Here is an 18,627-nt window from a genome sequence, read left to right as displayed (position 1 = left end):
CGCAGTCAGTCGAAGACCCTGGCCGGGTTCAGCGGTGCATTGCCCTGGGCCAGGGTCCAGCGGGCGATCTCGTCCTTGCGCAGGAAGGCCACGCCGGGGTGGGACTTGGCATAGGCGATGAACTGGTCGAGGGCGTGGGCCACGGTCGGCGTGCCGCCGATGCGGTCGTGGGCCGACAGCGACATCAGCCGGCGCCGCTGGCGGCCTTCGGCATACAGCACGTCGAACTCGTCCTTGAGTTCCTGCAGCAGGGCGGCGCCGGTCATCGCGGTGGAGCCGGCGATGCGGCCGATATCATTGTTGCGCAGGGTGTAGGGCACCACGACGAAGGGTTTGCCGCGTACCGGGGTGATCGACGGCTCGTCCCGGGACAGGTCGTCGATGTGGTAGAGGAAGCCCAGGTCCTGGAGGATGTTCAGGGTGTCCCGGGAATGGCGCATCCAGAAGGCGTTGAAACCCACCGGGCGTTGGCCGGTAACCCGTTCGACGATGGCCGCCGCCTGCTCGTAGTGACGGCGTTCCTCGGCGGGCGTCAGGCTGTATTGCGGTGCCCAGTACAGGCCATGGGCCGCGGCCTCGTGGCCGCGACGCACCACTTCGGCGGCAAGCTCCGGGTAGGCTTCGACAGCCTTGCCGACCATGTGCGAGGTGACCTTGATACCGTGCCGGTCGAACAGGTCGAGCAGGCGCGGCACACCCTCCAGCGGGCCATAGCGGTACCAGCTGGGGGCAATGGTGTCTGGGTAGCGCGCATCCAGCGGCGGGAACGGGCTTTCAGCGTGGGCGGGCTGGCTGCCCGACTCGAACTGCAACGAGATCGAGATCACCAATTGCGCGCCGTTGGGCCAGAACGGCCCGCCACCGCCTGCCGGGGCGGGGCTGCTGCGGGGCGGGGTGGCGGCGCCACTGGTCAGCACCGTGCCTGCGGCCGCTGCGGCGATGCCGCCGACGAGGGTGCCTTTGACGAAATCTCTCCTGCTGGTCATCGATAGTCTCCCGATGGGGTGGGTAGGGGAGGCGTCAGTGTAATTAGTGGGTAAATCGCTAATAATCAGGTGGCAGACAAATTCATATTTCGGAAAAAGCGAAAACCATGCTGGATAACCTGGCGCTGTTCCTGGCCATCATCGAAAAAGGCAGCCTGTCAGCCGCAGGCCGTGAGCGGGGGCTGTCGCCAGCGACGGTGTCCGAACGCCTGTCGGCGCTGGAGGCTCACTACGGCGTGGCGCTGCTTACCCGCACCACGCGTTCGCTCAATCTTACCGACGAGGGGCGCGTGTTGGCCGATGGCGCGCGGCGCCTGCTGGCCGAGGCCGACGAACTGGAAGGGCGCATCAGGCATGGCAGCGAGAACATCGCGGGGCTGATCCGCCTGAGTGCGCCGGTCGACCTGGGGCAGAACGTCATCGCACCCATCCTCGACCGCTTCCTGGCGGACCATCCGCAGGTGGCCATCGACCTCGACCTTACCGATGGCTATGTCGACCTGGTGGGGCAGGGCATCGATTTCGCCATTCGCTATGGCACATTGGCCGACAGCTCGTTGCGCGCGCGGGTGCTGGGGGACAACCGCAGGGTGGTGTGCGCCGCGCCGGAGTACCTGCAACGTCATGGCATCCCGGCCCATCCCGATGAGCTGGCGGACCACGACTGCATCGTCATGCGCTTTGGCATCCATGCCGAGCGTACCTGGCCGTTTCGCCTGGGGGGCAACGCATACCCCGTGCGGGTCAGCGGGCGTCGGGTGGCCAACAATGGCGAACAGGTGCGGCGCTGGGCGTTGGCCGGGCATGGCCTGTGCCTGAAGTCGATCCGCGATGTGCAGGCTGACCTGGACAGCGGCCGGTTGGTGGAGGTGCTGGCCGCCTACGGCGCTGGTGAGGTAGCGCTGCAGATCGTCTACCCGCCGAGCCGGGTGCAGCCACGGCGGGTGCGGGCGCTGGCCGAGGCGATTGTCGCGCGGCTGGCCGCGCCCTGAGCGTCAAGCCGGCGTGCGGGCACCGTTCAGGAACAATTGCTCCAGGGCCTGGGCGGTGTTGGCGCTGGCCGCGCGCCCGCGACGCTCGGCGTCGACCATGCCGTAGATCATGGTCATGAACATTTCGGTGAACACCGCCGCGCTGATGTCGATGCGCAGCACGCCCATCTGCTGGGCGCGCAGGAAGAACGCATCCATGGCCTGGGTGTAGGCCTCCCAACGGCGGTCTTCAGCGTTGTTGAGCAGGGTGTCGGGGCGGTACTGGAACATCAGGAACACCAGCATTTCGCGGTGTTTGAGGTGTTCGGCGATCAGGTGGCGCAAGGCGTCCAGGGGTTCGGCCCGCTCCAGGTCGGCCTCCTGGATGACCAGGTTCAGCACCTGCTCGCCATGGTCCTCGAGCAGGTTCACCAGGTTCTCACGGGTGCCGCAGAAGCGGTGCAGGGTGGCCTTGCTGACGCCGGCGGTTTCCGCCAGCTCTTTCAGGGTGGCACGCGGTTGAATCACGATGGCATGGGCAAGCGCCTTGAGCAGGCGTTCTTCTTGGAGGGATCTACGCATGAATGACCTCGAGTCGATGATCGCCCGCAGGTGCCGATGGCGGGCGAAAGCTGACGAAAGATCGTGGACTATAACATATGAGACGAAATTAGCTCATATGAGACTTTTAAATTCTGCGGACCTGTAGAAGCCGGCTTGCCGGCGAACCAGGCAACGCGGTGGCTGGCACCGGCTGTGCCGGTGTTCGCCGCCAAGCCGGCTCCTACAGGGGGTATCGCTTAGTGCGGTGCGCGGGGGATGGTCTTGAGCAGGTCTTCCGGGCTGATATGCCCGACCACCTGCGCCACCGCCGCGCTGCCCGGGGGCGGCAGGTCGATGATATGGCCCTTCATCTTGCCGATCACATGCATCTCGCAGGGCTTGCAGTCGAACTTCAGCGTGAGTACCTCGTCGCCCTGGATCAGCTGCATCGGCGCGACCTTGGTGCGCACGCCGGTGACGCCCTTGGCCTGCTTGGGGCACAGGTTGAAGGAGAAGCGCAGGCAGTGCTTGGTGATCATCACCGGCACTTCGCCGTGCTCCTCGTGGGCTTCGTAGGCTGCGTCGATCAGTTGCACGCCGTGACGGTGGTAGAAATCGCGGGCCTTCTGGTTGTAGACGTTGGCCAGGAACGACAGGTGCGACTCGGGGTACACCGGCGGCGGCGTGGTCTCGGCCTTGCGCCCGCCACGCGGGTGCGCCTTGACCCGCGCTTCGGTCAGCGCTTCGATGGCTTCGCGGCGCAGGGCCTTGAGCTGCGAGTTGGGGATGAAGTAGGCCTGCGGTGCATCGAGTTCGATGGCCGTGGCGTGGTACATCGTAGTACCCAGCTGACCAAGCAGGTCATGCAGTTGGTCCAGTGCCTGTTGCGGCTTGTTGGCGGCACCGAACGGCCCGTCGAGGGCCACTTGCACACTGACACCCTCTTCACTGCCGAGCGTGAGCATCAGGCGCTGCTCGCGCAGCACCGCATGCCACTCGACACCCACGCGGCGCTCGGCGGAGGTGCGCTGCAGGGCCTGTTGCCAGTTGTGGTCGAGGTTGCGCGACAGGGGGTGGTTGGGGCGCAGCTTGTGCAGGCCTTCGGGCATTTCGTTGGGCTCGACGCGGTAGCGGTAGCGCTTCTGGCCGTCTTCCTCGGACTCGCTCTTGAGCTCGGCGATGTTGGCGCGGAAGCCCACGACCTCACGCTTGACCAGCACATTGAGGCCGTCGCCGTTGGTCAGCGGCACGTCGGTGGCCACCAGCAGGTCGCGCTTGCCGACTTTCTCGACCACGCCCACCGGCAGGCCGGTGAAGGTGGGGGAGTCGAAGGCGCCGATGTCGATCTTGCGATCACTGACGAAGTAGTCGGTGCTGCCGCGGTGGAAGGTCTTGTCCGGGTCCGGCACGAAGAAGTGCTCGGTGCGCCCGCTGGAGGCACGGGCCAGCGCCGGGCGGTCTTCGAGAATCGCGTCGAGCTCCTTGCGGTAGTGGGCGGTGATGTTCTTCACATAGCCCACATCCTTGTAACGGCCCTCGATCTTGAACGAGCGCACGCCGGCATCGACCAGGTCGCGCAGGTTGGCGGTCTGGTTGTTGTCTTTCATCGACAGCAGGTGCTTCTCGAACGCCACCACGCGGCCCTGGTCGTCCTTGAGCGTGTACGGCAGACGGCAGGCCTGGGAGCAGTCGCCACGGTTGGCGCTACGCCCAGTCTGGGCGTGGGAGATGTTGCACTGGCCGGAGAAGGCCACGCACAGCGCGCCATGGATGAAGAACTCGATGGCCGCGTCGGTCTCGGCGGCGATGGCGCGGATCTGCTGAAGGTTCAGCTCGCGGGCCAGCACCAGTTGCGAGAAGCCGGCCTGGTCGAGGAACCTGGCCCGCTCCAGGGTGCGGATGTCGGTCTGGGTGCTGGCGTGCAGCTCGATGGGCGGGATGTCCAGCTCCATCACCCCGAGATCCTGGACGATCAGCGCGTCGACCCCGGCGTCGTACAGCTGGTGGATCAGCTTGCGCGCCGGTTCCAGCTCGTTGTCGTGGAGGATGGTGTTGAGGGTGGTGAAGACGCGCGCGTGGTAGCGGCGGGCGAACTCCACCAGCTCGGCGATATCGCTGACTTCGTTACACGCGTTGTGGCGCGCGCCGAAGCTCGGGCCGCCGATGTAGATGGCGTCAGCGCCGTGCAGGATCGCCTCGCGGGCGATGCTCACGTCACGGGCAGGGCTGAGCAGTTCCAGGTGATTCTTTGGAAGGGACATGTCGTTATAGGTCGGGCTGTCACGGTAAGGCGGGCATTGTAGCGGTGATTTGCAGCGGGAGCATCCTTGGTCTGCCGGGAGGCCGGCGCTAATGGCGCGCAACATGAAACGATGGTCTGACACGGCCTCTGTAGGAGCGGCTTTAGCCGCGATCACCTGCAAAGCGGGTGCCAGCCACCGCGATGGCTGCATCGCGGCTTAAGCCGCTCCTACAGGGTTCAGCGTTCAGCGCCAAACGTGCCCGGGGTCATCTGTTACAGCTTTTGTAATAGTTTCGCGCTATCAGAAAAATCTGCATCGATTGTAGGATCGACATCCCATTTTTCGAACAAGGTCTATATGAGCACCTTCGCGGAGCCCCCCAGTCCCCGGCCGTCCCGGCCAACCTTCCCCCGTCCTCGTGACGCTTTCCCCGTGAGTACCCGCTGATGGAATGGCTAGCCGACCCCACGGCCTGGCTGGGCCTGTTGACGCTGATCGTCCTCGAACTGGTGCTGGGTATCGACAACCTGGTGTTCATTGCCATCCTGGCGGACAAGCTGCCGCCGCATCAGCGCGACCGCGCGCGGGTGATCGGCCTGTCGTTGGCGCTGATCATGCGCCTGGGCCTGCTGGCCAGCATCTCGTGGATGGTGACCCTGACCGCGCCGTTGATCGATATCTTCGGCAAGACCTTCTCCGGCCGTGACCTGATCATGCTGTTCGGTGGTGTGTTCCTGCTGTTCAAGGCCACCATGGAGCTGCACGAACGCCTGGAAGGGCATGTCGCCCAGTCGGGTGGTGTGGCGCGTCATGCCGCCTTCTGGCCGATCGTGGCGCAGATCGTGGTGCTCGACGCGGTGTTCTCGCTGGACGCGGTGATCACCGCGGTGGGCATGGTCGAACAGCTGTCGGTGATGATGATCGCGGTGATCTTCTCCATCGGCATCATGATCGTCGCCAGCAAGCCGCTGACCCGCTTCGTCAACGCTCACCCGACGGTGATCATGCTGTGCCTGGGCTTCCTGATGATGATCGGCTTCAGCCTGACCGCCGAGGGCCTGGGCTTCCATATCCCCAAAGGCTATCTGTACGCGGCCATTGGTTTCTCGCTGCTGATCGAGCTGTTCAACCAGCTGGCCCGTGCCCGCCGCAAGCGCAGCCTGCAGCAGCATCGGCCGCTGCGTGAACGCACCGCCCACGCCGTGTTGCGCCTGATGGGCGGGCGGCGGGTGGAGGCCGACGAACTGGGCGAGGAGATCGCCGACCTGGTCGAGGGTGGTGACGAGCACGTGGTCTTCGACCGCCGCGAGCGGGTGATGATCAGCGGCGTGCTGAACCTGGCCGAGCGGCCGATCCGCACGTTGATGACCGTGCGCGCCAAGGTCGACGTGATCGACCTGTCGCAGCCCACCGAGGCTATAACCCAGGTACTGGTCAGCTCGTCGTACTCGCGCCTGCCGCTGATTCGCGATGGCCGGATCGAGGAACCGCTGGGCTTCGTGCACAAGAAGGAGCTGCTCAGGGAGCTGCTGGCCGGCAATCAGCCGGACCTGGAAAACCTGGCGCGGGCGCCGCTCAACCTGCTGGAGAGCTTCAGCATCCTCAACGCCCTGGAGCAGATGCGCGGGCAATCCACGCACATTGCTTTCGTGGTCAACGAGTTCGGTGACTTCACCGGTGTGCTGACCATGACCGACATCCTCGAGTCGATTGCCGGCGAACTGCCGGACGCCAGCGAGGTCGAGGGGCCGGGCGTAATCGAGGAGGAGGGCGGCTTCGTGGTCAGTGGCGCACTCAACCTGGCCCAGATCCAGGCGCGGACCGGCTTCGCCGCCCGCGCCACCGAGGACTACCAGACCCTCGCGGGCCTGGTGATGAGCCTGCTGGATCGCTTGCCGATGGTCGGCGACCGGCTGGCCTGGAACGGCTGGACCCTGACCGTGGTCGCGGTGGAGGAGCGACGGGTACGCCAGGTGCGCCTTACACCGAGCGCCGACGCTGGCGCAGCAGGTGCTTGAAACCTTCGAGCACCAGCACCAGCACGGCGGCCCAGATCGGTAGGTAGGTGAGCCACTGGTCCGGGCCGATGGTCTCGCCCAGCAGCAGGGCAACGCCCACCAGCAGCACCGGCTCGACGTAGCTGAGCAGGCCGAACAGGCTGAACGGCAACAGGCGGCTGGCCAGCACGTAGGCGATCAGGGCGCAGGCACTGATCGCCCCGAGCAGCGGAATCAGCCCGTAAAGGCCGGGGTGTTCGGCAAGGTCGGCCGCCGACAGCGGGCCCTGGATCACGAAGTACAGGGCCCAGGGCAGCAGTAGGCACATGTCGCACCACAGGCCACCGAGGTGGTCGGTGCGGCAGCGGCGGCGCAGGACGAAGTAGATCGGGTAGCCGATCATCACCAGTAGCGTCTCCCAGGCGAAGCTGCCGTGCTGGTACAGCTCGTGGCCCACGCCCAGGGCCGCGCAGCTCACTGCCACCTTCTGCAGGCGTGACAGGCGCTCGCCATACACCAGCCGCCCGGTCAGGACCATGGCCAGCGGCAGCAGGAAATAACCCATCGAGACTTCCAGGCTGCGCCCGTGCAACGGTGCCCAGAGGAACAGCCATAGCTGCACGCCCATCAGCCAGGAGGTGCCGACCATGCCCAGCAGCAGGAGCGGTGTGCGCCGGACACGCCCCAGCAGCTCGCCGACGCGCTTCCAGTCTTTGGAAATGAGCATGAACAGGGTGAGGCAGGGTAGGGTCAGCAGGGTTCGCCAGCCGAAGATTTCCTCGCCATCCAGCGGCTTGAGGAAGGAGGTATAGAAGTACATCACGGCGAACAGGCAGGATGCCATGACCGACGAAACAATGCCTTTTGACACGAATGCCTCGAAAACGGGAAGTGAGCGGTGGGATCAGCCGCGCATGATCTCAGGGGCCGCGCCTTGCGGCAACCGCGGGCTGCCGGGGCGCGCGGCGAGGGCCAGGAGCAGCTCGGCGATGGGCATCGGCCGGGCGAACAGGTAGCCCTGCTGGAAGTCCACGCCGTGATGGGCCAGGTAGTCGCGCTGGACGTCGGTCTCCACACCCTCGGCGACGATGCCCAACCCCAGTTTGGCGGACAGTTCGATGATGGTGTCGAGAATGTGTTGGGAGAGCGCATCGCCGCCGATCATGGCGACGAAACCCTGGTCGATCTTCAGGTAGTCGACCTTGAACTGGCGCAGGTAGTTGAGGCTGGACTGGCCGGTGCCGAAGTCGTCCAGGGCGATCATCACCCCCATCGCGTGAAGCCTTTCGAACAGCGCCAGGGTGACCGGTGTCGGCTCGATGAGCTTGCGCTCGGTCAGTTCCAGGGTCAGCACCACGCGCCCGGGCGGGAAATGCTGGAGGAAGGTCTGGCAGTCGTCGAGCAGGCCCAGGTCGCGGCAGTGGTCGGCGGTGATGTTGATGCCGATGTGGAACCCGTCCTCCAGCAGCTCGGCGTGTGGGGCCAGCGCCTGCGCGGTGTTGAGCATCAGGCTGCGGGTCATGGCGACGATCTGCCCACTGTGCTCGGCGTAGGGGATGAACAGGTCGGGGCGCACCAGGCCTTCGCGCGGATGTTGCCAGCGCATCAGCACTTCGACGCCGGCCCAGTGGTAGTCGCCCTTGCGCACCACCGGTTGGAAGTAGGGCAGGAACTCGCCGGCCTCCAGCGCCCGGTGCAGTTCGGCGCGGGGCGAGGAGGCGCGGCGAATCTGCCAGCGGCAGGTGACGCCGGCCAGTATCCCCAGTACCAGCAGCAGGCTAAGCAGGGCCGGGTAGCGCGAACGCATCAGCTCGCCCGGCTTGGCAGGGCCATAGCCACCGTGCACGCTGATCGGGTAGCGCGTCGAGGAGAACGTGACCGCCGCGCTGGCCGCGGCAGGTGGGCTGCCGTTGTGCACCAGGCCGTCCCTGCCCATCCAGTGGTTGCCCACCTGCACCTGCAGTTCTTCGTCCTCGCCGATCAGGCGCAAGGCGGTGAGCAGATGATTGCCATCCACCGTGGTGATGGCGCCGCGGTCACCCTCGCTGATGCGGTAGACCAGCAGCGGTTGGCCAGGGGTGACCGAGTTGCCATCCATCAGCCACAGTTGCCCACCGGTGTAGTCCCTGGCGTCCACCGGCTCGTCGAATTCGCCGAACAGGGAGGAGCAATACAGCGTGTCGCGTTCGAACAGGTTGGTGGAGCGCACGAAGGCGTTGCGCGTCACTTCGATACGCAACGCCAGTTGCACGTCCTGGCAGGGCTGGCCGGCTTTTGGTAGCAGGTGGCTGGCGGCGATGGAGAGGCTGTCGAGCACGGTCTCGAGGTGTTGCACCACCTCGTGGGCGGTTGCCGCGCTGCTGGCCTGCAGCTCGCGCTCGGTCTGCCAGCGCATCACCGCCAGCCCGCACAGCAGCGGCAGCACGCCCACGCACCAGGGTAGCAACATGCGCCAGCTCCAGCGGGCAGGGCGTTTGGGTGTCAGGGGCATGCGCGGGGGACCTTCGGACGGGCGGACGTGAATTATGCAGAGGATAGCCGTTTGTCGAGCGGCCTTCGAACTAAAGCGCGACAAACCGATTTACGCACTATAGAATCCGGTTACGAATACAAGAATAAGGTTCTCCGCCCCCGGGGAATCAAACCCGCCGAGAATGGGTCCATATGACATACCATGGGTTCAAGCTGATCATTGGTGACTTCCTCGCCCGCAGCGTGCGCGGGATACCGTGCTCACCACCACGCCAGTTCTACATCGAAAGCAACTGAACAATCGTATTTCGCTGCAGATGAGGACATAGAAATGGCAGATATCTTCGACAACCCGATGGGCCTGGAAGGCTTCGAATTCATCGAGCTTGCCTCGCCGACCCCTGGCGTGCTGGAACCTGTGTTCCAGATGCTCGGTTTCACCAAGGTGGCGACCCACCGCTCCAAAGATGTGCACCTGTATCGCCAGGGTGGCATCAACCTGATTCTGAACAACGAACCGGGCATTGCCTCGTACTTCGCCGCCGAGCACGGCCCGTCGGTGTGTGGCATGGCCTTCCGCGTGCGTAACGCCCACGAAGCCTACGCCCGTGCCCTTGAGCTGGGCGCCCAGCCGGTGGAGATCGAAACCGGCCCGATGGAGCTGCGCCTGCCGGCGATCAAGGGTATCGGTGGCGCGCCGCTGTACCTGATCGACCGCTATGAAGAAGGCAGCTCGATCTACGACATCGACTTCAAGTTCATCGAAGGCGTTGACCGCAACCCGGTCGGTGCCGGCCTGAAGATCATCGACCACCTGACCCACAACGTCTATCGCGGGCGTATGTCGTATTGGGCGGGCTTCTACGAGAAGCTGTTCAACTTCCGCGAGATCCGCTACTTCGACATCAAGGGCGAGTACACCGGCCTGACCTCCCGCGCCATGACCGCGCCGGACGGCATGATCCGCATCCCGCTCAACGAGGAATCGTCGAAGGGCTCGGGGCAGATCGAAGAGTTCCTGATGCAGTTCAATGGTGAGGGTATCCAGCACGTGGCCTTCCTCACCGACGACCTGCTCAAGACCTGGGACGCGCTCAAGGGCTTCGGCATGCGCTTCATGACCCCGCCGCCACAGACCTACTACGAGATGCTCGAGGAACGCCTGCCGGGCCATGGCGAGCCGGTCGACCAGCTCAAGAGCCGCGGGATCCTGCTGGATGGCGCGTCCGAGGCGGGCGACAAGCGCCTGCTGCTGCAGATCTTCTCCGAGACCCTGCTGGGCCCGGTATTCTTCGAGTTCATCCAGCGCAAGGGCGACGATGGCTTCGGCGAAGGCAACTTCAAGGCGCTGTTCGAGTCGATCGAGCGTGATCAGGTGCGCCGTGGCGTGCTGAACGTCGAGTAACACGCGTCACCTGCAACACCTATCGCGGGGCCAGCCGGCTCTCACGCCCTTCATGGTGTGGGAGCCGGCTGGCCCCGCGATGTTTCTGGCTATTTCCTGGTGTCCAGGTAGCGCAGGACCGCCTCGGCCACGCCAGTGGTAGAGGCCGGGTTCTGCCCGGTGATGAGGTTGCCGTCCTCGACCACGAAGGGCATCCATGGATCCTCCGCCTTGCTGTATATGCCGCCGCGCGCGCCCAGTTCGTTCTCGGTCAGGAACGGCACTACGCTATCCAGCTCGGCGAGTTTCTCCTCTGTGTTGGAGAAGCCCGTCACCTCCCTTTCTTTGAGCAGTAGGGTGTTATCGCTGAGCTTGATGTTCAACAACCCCACCGCACCATGGCATACCGAGGCGACCACGCCGCCGCGTTCGTGAATGCGCCGCGCCAGCTCCTGCAATGGCTGGTTGCTGGGAAAATCCCAGATCACGCCATGGCCGCCGGTGTAATAGATCGCGCTGTAGTGCTCGGCCTTGACCTGGGTCGGGTTCAGGGTTGCACCCAGGCGGTTCATGAAGGCCTTGTCGTTGTACCACTGCCAGTCCAGCTCTGGTGCCATCTGCAGGCTGTGCGGGTCGATGGGCACGTAGCCACCCGCCGGGCTGACATAGTCGACCGTGTAGCCGGCCTGTTGCACCTTGTCGACGAAGTGCACGGCCTCACCCAGCCACAACCCTGTGGCCCGCTTGAGATCGGGGTACTTGGCGGTATTGGTCAGCACGATCAGGATCTTCTTGTTCATGTTCGCATGCCCATTGAACCCAGTGAGAGTCATTAACCGGCAGGGGAAAGCCTATTGAGCATAGCCGTCGATTGGCAAGGTGCCATGACCTTCCGACGCTGTGCTAGGCTGCTGCACAACAAACGCATTACGGGGCGACACCATGGAACAGGACACCTCTGCATTCATGCGGGCGGCCATCGACGAAGCCCACAAGGGGCTGGCAGAAGGGGGGATCCCCATCGGCTCGGTGCTGGTGCACGACGGCAAGATCATCGGCCGGGGACATAATCGCCGGGTGCAGAATGGCAGCGCCATCCTCCACGGCGAGATGGACGCCCTGGAAAACGCCGGGCGTCAGCCGGCCAGTGTCTACCAAGAGGCGACGCTCTACACCACCTTGTCGCCCTGTGCCATGTGCAGTGGCGCGATTCTTCTTTACGGCATCAAGCGCGTGGTCATCGGCGAGAACGAAACATTTATGGGCGAAGAGCAACTGCTCACAAGCCGAGGCGTTGTGCTTGACGTACGTCACGACCAAACCTGTCGAGACTTGATGAACCAGTTCATAAAGGAAAAACCGCAACTGTGGAATGAAGATATTGGCCGCTGACGCATTGCCAGCGCCCGGAGCTATCCAGGTGATACATCTGGCGCCCGCGTCCCCGATTGCGGCGCGGATGAGCGAAGCGATTGCCCGTTTCGACTGGGGCCGCACGCCGTTGGGGCCTGTGACGCAGTGGCCACCGACCTTGCGTATCGCTGTCGACATGTTGTTGTTGTCACCTTTCCCCAATGCATTGGTGTGGGGGGCGGACCTGACGGTGATCCACAACGATGCCTACCTGGCGTTGTTGGGGCAGAAAAGCGCCGCTCAGGGCGAAAGCTTCGACCAGCTTTGGCGCGACGCCTGGGACCACATGGGGGGCGTTGTGTTCAAAACCCTGGAAGGCCAAGGCAGTCTGGTGGAGAACACCGAGCTGACAGTATCGCGTGGCGGCAAGCAAACACAGGCGTGGTTCACTTGCTGCTATTCGCCGATCCGCGACGATCAAGGGGCGGTCGCCGGTTTTCTGCACACGTTGCTCGACACTACGGCGAGCAGGCAGAGCACGCGCGAATGGCGCGATCTGGCGCAGTCCTTCGAAGGGCAGTTGGCGCATTACCTGGCCGATACTGAACATACCTGGCAATTGTCTCCAGATGTGATGCTGATACTCGACGGGCAGCTGCGCTTACGCACGGCCAACCCTGCCTGGTCCCGGTTGCTGGGCTGGGAGCAGGCAGCGCAGGTCGAGGGACCCTTGCTGGAGCTGTTTCATCCAGCTGATCGCAGCGAGGTTCAGCTGGCTCTCATGGCACTCGAGCAGGGGATCGTCACCAACGCCTTCGAAGCCCGGATGCGCCACTGTGAAGGTCATTACTGCTCGTTCCGGTGGCGCACGACACCCGGTCAAGAGTTCCCGATTCTCGTGGGGCGGGATATCACTCATGAGCGCCAGGCCGTCCAACGGCTTGCCGAGGCGGCCTTGCGCGATAGCCAGCGCATGGAGTCGGTGGTCAGCGTGGCCGGAGGCCTGGCGCATGAGATGAACAACGTGCTGTCCGGGGTTGGCAGCAGCCTGGAACTGCTGGATCGACGTATCGCCCAAGGGCAGCTGGAACGGTTGGACAGCTACGTGCGAATGGCCCGTGAATGTGCCCAGCGGGCCATAGGCCTGACCCACAACCTGCTGGCGTTTGCCCGCAGTCAGCCACTTTCCCCCGTGGCGTTGGATGTCAACCGTGTGCTGCGCGAGGCACAACCCGTCCTGCAACAGGCCCTGGGTGGTCAGATGAACCTGGAGTGGCAGTTGGACACAGCCCCCTGGCCCGTCCAGCTCGACCCTGACCAGCTGCGCAACGCGCTGCTGCACCTGTGCGCCAATGCGCGTGATGCCTGCCTGGGCCGTGGCAACCTGTCGATCCGTACCGTCAATGAAAGGCTTGTCGTCGCCACTGAAGGGGTGGCCGGTGTCCCGGCTGGCGACTATGTGCTGATCCAGGTCGAAGATGACGGCCATGGCATGTCGCAAGAGGACCTGGAACACGCCTTCGAACCGTTTTTCACCACCAAACCACTGGGCCAGGGGGCAGGGCTCGGCTTGCCCATGGTCCATGGCTTCGTACGCCAGTCGGGGGGGCAGGCCTGGATCGAGTCGACCAAGGATAAAGGTGCCCGGGTAGTGCTGATGTTTCCCAGGTTCCACGGCACGCTGCCCGAACCCTTGCCGTTAGTGACTGGCCAAGCTCGGGGCGAGCGGGTGTTGTTGGTCGATGATGAAGTCACGCTGCGCAATTTGATGAAGGAAGTGCTGGTGGAGCGCGGCTTCGAGGTGTGCGACGTGACGGACGCCAACGCCGCTTTGGGGCAGTTCCGTCATGCCGGGCCGTTCGACCTGGTGATCACCGATATCGGATTGCCGGGAGGCTTCAGCGGTAGTCAGGTCGCCAGGGCGTTGCGGCTGATCAAGCCGGAGCAGAAGATCCTGTTCATCACCGGTTTTACAGAGCACCCTGTCGAGCAGACCATGCTCGACGAGCCAGGCACGGCCTTGCTGTTCAAGCCGTTTTCCCTGGAGACCCTGGTCGGGCAGGTTCACCGCATTCTGCAGGGGTGAGCCCAGGGGCGTGCATTCAACTTCACAGGCCTTGCTGCAGGTAAGGGTCGTCTGGGTTCTGTCGCTCCAGTTCGGCGAGCAGCACCTGGACGTTCTGCAACTGACCGGTCTCCTTCCAGTACTGGATCAGCAGGATCCGCGCTCGCCGATTGGCGGGTTCGTGGTTGAGGACGGCCTCCAGCTGCTTCTGTGCGGCGTCCACTTGCTCCAGCTGGTGCAGGGTGACGGCGAGGGTATAGCGGTAGTCGCTGTTGTCCGGTTCCAGTTCGACGGCCCTGGCCAATGCGAGCAGGGCATATTCCGGTTGTTCGTGGCGCGTAAGCCACAGCCCCAACTCGTACTGCAGGAACGCCGAGTCCGGGCGCAACGCCAGGGCCTTGGCCAGCACCTGGCGCGAGGCGTCATGCTGGCCCTGCCGTTCAAGCAGGCGCACCTGGGTGGCCAGGGCATGCAACCCCTCGGGGGCCAGGCTGAGACTGCGCTGCAGCGCTCTGGTCGCGGGTTCGAACGCTTGCTCATGCATGTACAGCCTGGCCAGGTGAACTTGAGCGGCAGCGTCGTCGGGCTGTTGCTCCAGTGTCTGCTCGTATTGCTCCAGCGCGTCCTGCAGCGGTCCGAAATACAGGCCGATGGCATCCGGGTCGAGGCCGAGCAGGGCATCGACCGCGGCGAAGCGCACACTTTGCTCGTCATCTTCCAACAGCGGCCCGAGCACCAGGCTGCGTTGGGCGGCCGGCAGCAATCGGCGGATGCTGGCGATGGCCGCACGGCGGACCATGGGGTCGCCGTGTTCGAGATCCTGCTGGGCCAGCTTCAGCGCCAGGGGAGAAGGGTAGTTGGGCAGTTCGGCGTACAGGGCGGCACGGCGGATCGGCGCCAGGTCGTCACGTTGCAGTTGCTGGTACAGCACGCGTGCGGCGCCGGGCTGGCCATCATGGGCCTGGCGCAAGGCCTTGGCGTAGCTGTGCGGGGGCACGCTGGGCGGCGTGGGTTGTGGTGCATGCCACCAATAGACGAGCACGCCTGGCACCAGGATCAGGAGCAGCAGGGCGATCAGGATGAGCTGGCGTCTGGGCATCGGACGTTCTGCGGCGTAGGGGAGGGCAGAGCTTGGGACAGCCCGGCGTGAATTGCAACCGCGTGGGGCTGCCTGGCCCGTGCGCTCATGCGCAGGGGGCCGAGCGCCGGAAGCCGTTGGGGGTCTGCCCGCTCAGGCGCTTGAAGAATCGGGCGAAGTAGGTCGGGTCGCTGAAGCCCAGGTTGTCCGACAGCTGGCCGATGCTCATGCGGGTGTACACCAGGTTGCGCCGGGCTTCGAGCAGCAGGCGCTGGTGGAGGATCTGCAACGCACTCTGGCCGGTCAATCCACGGCACAGTTGGTTGAGCTGTGCGCTGGTGATACCCAGGCGGGCGGCGAAGGTATCGACAGGCAGATGCTCGCGGTAGTGCGCTTCGACCTGGCGCTGGTACTGGCTGAGCAACTGGCGGTCGCGTTCGCCTCGATTGCGCGGCGGCTGGTCGTGTTGTTGGCGGCTGATCCAGACCATCAGCGTGGTGACCAACGCCTGCAACATCGCAGCCCGTGCCGGGGCATTGCCCTGGTACTCCTGTTGCAGGGCGTCGATCAGGGTGTGCAGGCGTCGATGCGCCTGGCCCAGCGGATAACAGCCCGGCGCTGCCAGCACGCTGAGTGGGGCACCGAGACGCTGCTCAAGCTCAGCCACCAGTGTTGTACCAAACGTCAGTACATGGCCCTGGATTTGCTCGTTGAAGCGAAAGCCATGGACGGTCAGGGGGGGAACCACCTGGATGGCCGGTTGGCAAATGACGCTGCGCGAACCCTCGATTTCCACTTGCGCCTCGCCCCGTTGCACATAAAGAAGCTGCAGCAGCTCGGCGTGGCGGTGTGGCTTGATTTCCCAGTGGTGCAGACGGCTGCGCGCGGAGATCGACTCGCAGTGCAGCAGGTCGGTGTCGGGCCGCGTGTGGCTCTCGCCATACAGTTGGAACAGTGGGATGCCAGGAAGGGCTGTCAGCATGGGGGCCTGTTCGTTAATCGAACGATTTTCGCGAAAGTGCAGTTTTCAAACCGGAAATCACACTTTCAACGGGCCTTTTGCCATTAAAAATGCGGAGGTAAACCTTAACAGCAGATGCCCGGCCACTGCCAGTCGTGGGCCGGCGTCGCCAGAAAGAGACAACAACAATGAAGACTCAGGTTGCAATCATCGGTGCGGGCCCTTCCGGCCTGCTGCTCGGTCAACTGCTGCACAGGGCCGGTATCGACACGCTGATCGTCGAGCGCCAGGCGCCGGATTACGTGCTTGGACGCATTCGCGCCGGAGTCCTGGAGCAGGGTACCGTGGACCTGCTGCGCGAGGCGGGAGTGGCGGCGCGCATGGACCGCGAAGGCCTGGTCCACGAGGGGGTCGAACTGGTGGTCGGCGGACGTCGCCAGCGCCTCGACCTCAAGGCGTTGACAGGCGGCAAGACGGTCATGGTGTACGGCCAGACCGAGGTGACCCGCGACCTGATGCAGGCCCGTGAACAAAGCGGCGCGCCGATCATCTATTCAGCCGGCGCGGTGCAGCCCCATGACATCGACACGACGCGACCGTACCTGACATTCGAGAAGGATGGCCGTTTGCAGCGCGTCGACTGTGACTACATCGCTGGTTGCGACGGTTTTCACGGGGTCTCCCGGCAGAGCATTCCGGCAGGGGTGCTCAAGGTGTACGAGCGGGTCTACCCGTTTGGTTGGCTGGGGTTGCTGGCCGACACGCCGCCCGTCAGTCACGAGCTGATCTACGCCCATCACGACCGAGGCTTCGTGCTGTGCAGCCAGCGCTCCCAGACCCGCAGCCGCTACTACCTGCAGGTGCCGCTCGCGGAGCGGGTGGAGGACTGGCCGGATTCGCGTTTCTGGGGTGAGCTCAAGGCACGTTTGCCGCAGGAAGTCGCGGCGCGCCTGGTGACTGGCCCCGCGCTGGAGAAGAGCATCGCGCCGCTGCGCAGCCATGTGGTCGAACCCATGCAGCATGGCCGGCTGTTCCTGGTCGGCGATGCTGCCCATATCGTCCCACCCACAGGCGCCAAGGGGCTGAACCTGGCGGCCTCGGATGTCAATTACCTGTACCGGATCCTGGTCAAGGTGTACCGCGAAGGGCGCACCGACCTGCTGGCCCACTATTCACCCATGGCCTTGCGCCGGGTCTGGAAAGGGGAGCGCTTCAGTTGGTTCATGACCCAGCTATTGCATGACTTTGGCGACCAGCAAGACGACTGGGACCGCAAGATGCAGGAGGCTGACCGCGAGTACTTCCTGAGTTCGCCGGCGGGGTTGGTGAACATCGCCGAGAATTATGTGGGGTTGCCGTTCGAGGCGGTCGAGTAAAACGCAGGCCCGCTCAAACGGGGGGATTGGTGCGACAGGTAGGCGCCAATCTGTTGGCTGCTTCGCCAGCAAGCGGGCTCCTACGGTTGTCGGGCGACAAGGGGCATGGTAGAAATTCGCTTTGCCATTCATAAATCGAATACTTGAATGTCCATCAGCGTAAAACCGAATAGAGCCCTGTTCGACCTCGATCTGCTGCGCGCCATCGTCGTGGTCGCCGATTGCGGCAGTTTCACCACCGCAGCGGCGCGCCTGCACTCTACCCAGTCCACCATCAGCCAGAAAGTCCGACGCCTGGAAGACATGGTCGGGCATCGCTTGCTGGTACGTGGCAATCGCGATGTGCTGCCCACCGATGCCGGTCAGACGTTGCTGGGTTACGCCCGCCATATGCTGGCCTTGAACGACCAGATGCTCGAGGCCCTGGCCGGGGCGATGGTCGGCGTCACCGTGCGCCTCGGCGTGCCCGAGGATTTCGTGGGTGGGCGTACCACCAACGCCTTGGCGGCGTTCAGCCGGCGCCATCCGCAAGTCAAGCTGGAAGTCACCAGCGGGCTGTGCCGCGACCTGAGCCAGGCCTATGACAACGGTGAGCTGGACCTGGTGCTGCTCAAGCAGCGACGCAACAGCCGGGAAGGCGTGGCCTGCTGGCCTGAGCGGTTGCAGTGGATCGACAGTGAGCGCGCGCCATCCTTCGACCTCGACCCGATCCCCCTGGTGACCTTCCCGCCACGCGGCTTGTACCGTGACGACATGATCAGCGCGATCGAAGGCATGGGGCGGCGCTGGCGCATCAGTTTCACCAGCTCGAGCCTGAGCGGTATCCAGGCCGCGGTGGCCGATGGCATGGGTGTCAGCTTGCTGCCGCCGCGGGCGGCAACCGCCGAACACCGGGTGCTGGGCAGCGCGCAGGGGCTGCCGGAGGTCGACAGCTACGAGATCGTGATCGTGCATCGGCCGACGGCGGATGTGATGGTCAAGGCGCTGGCCGATGTGCTGACACAACTGCTGGCGGTCAACGCGCTCTGAGCGGCAGGCCTTTGCCGGTGTTAGTCGAGCACGTTGCAGCACCGATGAGGTCGAGCGCCGCCCGCGCAGCGCATCGCGGATGAATCCGCTCCTACGTAGGTTGCCTGTAGGAGCGGATTCGTCCGCGATGCGCCGCAAGGCGCCAAGGCATGCAGGCCCAGGCCCCAGG

General features: G+C 64.4%; 15 protein-coding genes. 7 read left to right on the top strand and 8 right to left on the bottom strand.

Going from position 1 to position 18,627, the window contains the following annotated elements; translation table 11 throughout:
* Window positions 1-5 precede the first annotated feature (5 nt).
* On the bottom strand, window positions 6-986 hold the full coding sequence (locus IM733_RS07885) for a polysaccharide deacetylase family protein (protein WP_248920336.1): 981 nt from the start codon (window positions 984-986) through the stop codon (window positions 6-8).
* A 107-nt stretch (window positions 987-1,093) separates the two neighbouring features.
* On the opposite strand from IM733_RS07885, the gene IM733_RS07880 reads away from it, so the two are divergent.
* Window positions 1,094-1,978: a LysR family transcriptional regulator gene (locus IM733_RS07880; protein WP_248920335.1), complete on the top strand. Its 885-nt coding sequence runs from the start codon at window positions 1,094-1,096 to the stop codon at window positions 1,976-1,978.
* A 3-nt stretch (window positions 1,979-1,981) separates the two neighbouring features.
* Here the strand turns inward: IM733_RS07880 and IM733_RS07875 are convergent, their stop codons facing one another.
* Window positions 1,982-2,539, bottom strand: coding sequence for a TetR/AcrR family transcriptional regulator (locus IM733_RS07875; RefSeq protein ID WP_248920334.1), 558 nt, complete (start codon window positions 2,537-2,539; stop codon window positions 1,982-1,984).
* A gap of 218 nt (window positions 2,540-2,757) precedes the next feature.
* Window positions 2,758-4,761, bottom strand: coding sequence for a peptidase U32 family protein (locus tag IM733_RS07870; protein ID WP_248920333.1), 2,004 nt, complete (start codon window positions 4,759-4,761; stop codon window positions 2,758-2,760).
* Window positions 4,762-5,189: 428 nt separating this feature from the next.
* On the opposite strand from IM733_RS07870, the gene IM733_RS07865 reads away from it, so the two are divergent.
* Entirely contained in the window at window positions 5,190-6,761 is a 1,572-nt protein-coding gene (locus IM733_RS07865) for a TerC family protein (protein WP_248920332.1), read from the top strand.
* Here IM733_RS07865 and rarD read toward each other — a convergent pair.
* Complete coding sequence (gene rarD, locus IM733_RS07860; RefSeq protein WP_213657136.1) at window positions 6,724-7,611, bottom strand: EamA family transporter RarD; 888 nt, start codon at window positions 7,609-7,611, stop codon at window positions 6,724-6,726. The genes IM733_RS07865 and rarD overlap by 38 nt on opposite strands.
* Before the next feature lie 33 nt (window positions 7,612-7,644).
* The gene (locus IM733_RS07855; RefSeq protein WP_248920331.1) at window positions 7,645-9,231 is read right to left on the bottom strand and encodes an EAL domain-containing protein; all 1,587 of its coding nucleotides are present in this window, start codon (window positions 9,229-9,231) and stop codon (window positions 7,645-7,647) included.
* 312 nt (window positions 9,232-9,543) lie between these two features.
* Between IM733_RS07855 and hppD the strand changes: the two genes are divergently transcribed.
* Complete coding sequence (gene hppD / locus IM733_RS07850) at window positions 9,544-10,617, top strand: 4-hydroxyphenylpyruvate dioxygenase (RefSeq protein WP_011534212.1); 1,074 nt, start codon at window positions 9,544-9,546, stop codon at window positions 10,615-10,617.
* An 89-nt stretch (window positions 10,618-10,706) separates the two neighbouring features.
* On the opposite strand, the gene IM733_RS07845 is transcribed toward hppD, so the two are convergent.
* Window positions 10,707-11,396, bottom strand: coding sequence for a type 1 glutamine amidotransferase domain-containing protein (locus tag IM733_RS07845; RefSeq protein WP_248920330.1), 690 nt, complete (start codon window positions 11,394-11,396; stop codon window positions 10,707-10,709).
* Between the two features lie 142 nt (window positions 11,397-11,538).
* On the opposite strand from IM733_RS07845, the gene IM733_RS07840 reads away from it, so the two are divergent.
* Together IM733_RS07840 and IM733_RS07835 are read left to right on the top strand one after the other, a co-directional pair.
* Window positions 11,539-11,988 (top strand): nucleoside deaminase, encoded by a 450-nt coding sequence (locus tag IM733_RS07840; RefSeq protein ID WP_248920329.1) that lies wholly within the window; start codon window positions 11,539-11,541, stop codon window positions 11,986-11,988.
* A gap of 67 nt (window positions 11,989-12,055) precedes the next feature.
* Window positions 12,056-14,035, top strand: a complete 1,980-nt coding sequence (locus tag IM733_RS07835) for a hybrid sensor histidine kinase/response regulator (protein WP_248920328.1) — start codon at window positions 12,056-12,058, stop codon at window positions 14,033-14,035.
* A gap of 22 nt (window positions 14,036-14,057) precedes the next feature.
* Here IM733_RS07835 and IM733_RS07830 read toward each other — a convergent pair whose 3' ends face one another.
* Both IM733_RS07830 and IM733_RS07825 read right to left on the bottom strand, forming a co-directional pair.
* Entirely contained in the window at window positions 14,058-15,113 is a 1,056-nt protein-coding gene (locus IM733_RS07830; RefSeq protein ID WP_248920327.1) for a tetratricopeptide repeat protein, read from the bottom strand.
* A gap of 85 nt (window positions 15,114-15,198) precedes the next feature.
* On the bottom strand, window positions 15,199-16,074 hold the full coding sequence (locus IM733_RS07825) for a helix-turn-helix domain-containing protein (RefSeq protein WP_248920326.1): 876 nt from the start codon (window positions 16,072-16,074) through the stop codon (window positions 15,199-15,201).
* 167 nt (window positions 16,075-16,241) lie between these two features.
* Between IM733_RS07825 and pobA the strand changes: the two genes are divergently transcribed.
* Window positions 16,242-17,429 carry a 4-hydroxybenzoate 3-monooxygenase gene (pobA, locus tag IM733_RS07820; protein WP_248920325.1) on the top strand — a complete coding sequence of 396 codons (1,188 nt, stop codon included), beginning with the start codon at window positions 16,242-16,244 and terminating at the stop codon, window positions 17,427-17,429.
* A gap of 147 nt (window positions 17,430-17,576) precedes the next feature.
* On the top strand, window positions 17,577-18,458 hold the full coding sequence (locus tag IM733_RS07815; protein WP_248920324.1) for a LysR substrate-binding domain-containing protein: 882 nt from the start codon (window positions 17,577-17,579) through the stop codon (window positions 18,456-18,458).
* Window positions 18,459-18,627 lie beyond the last annotated feature (169 nt).

This window comes from Pseudomonas entomophila (assembly GCF_023277925.1).
Lineage (GTDB): Bacteria > Pseudomonadota > Gammaproteobacteria > Pseudomonadales > Pseudomonadaceae > Aquipseudomonas > Aquipseudomonas entomophila_D.
Note: the sequence above shows the minus strand (reverse complement) of the source record. Positions and strands in the feature narration are given on the sequence as shown.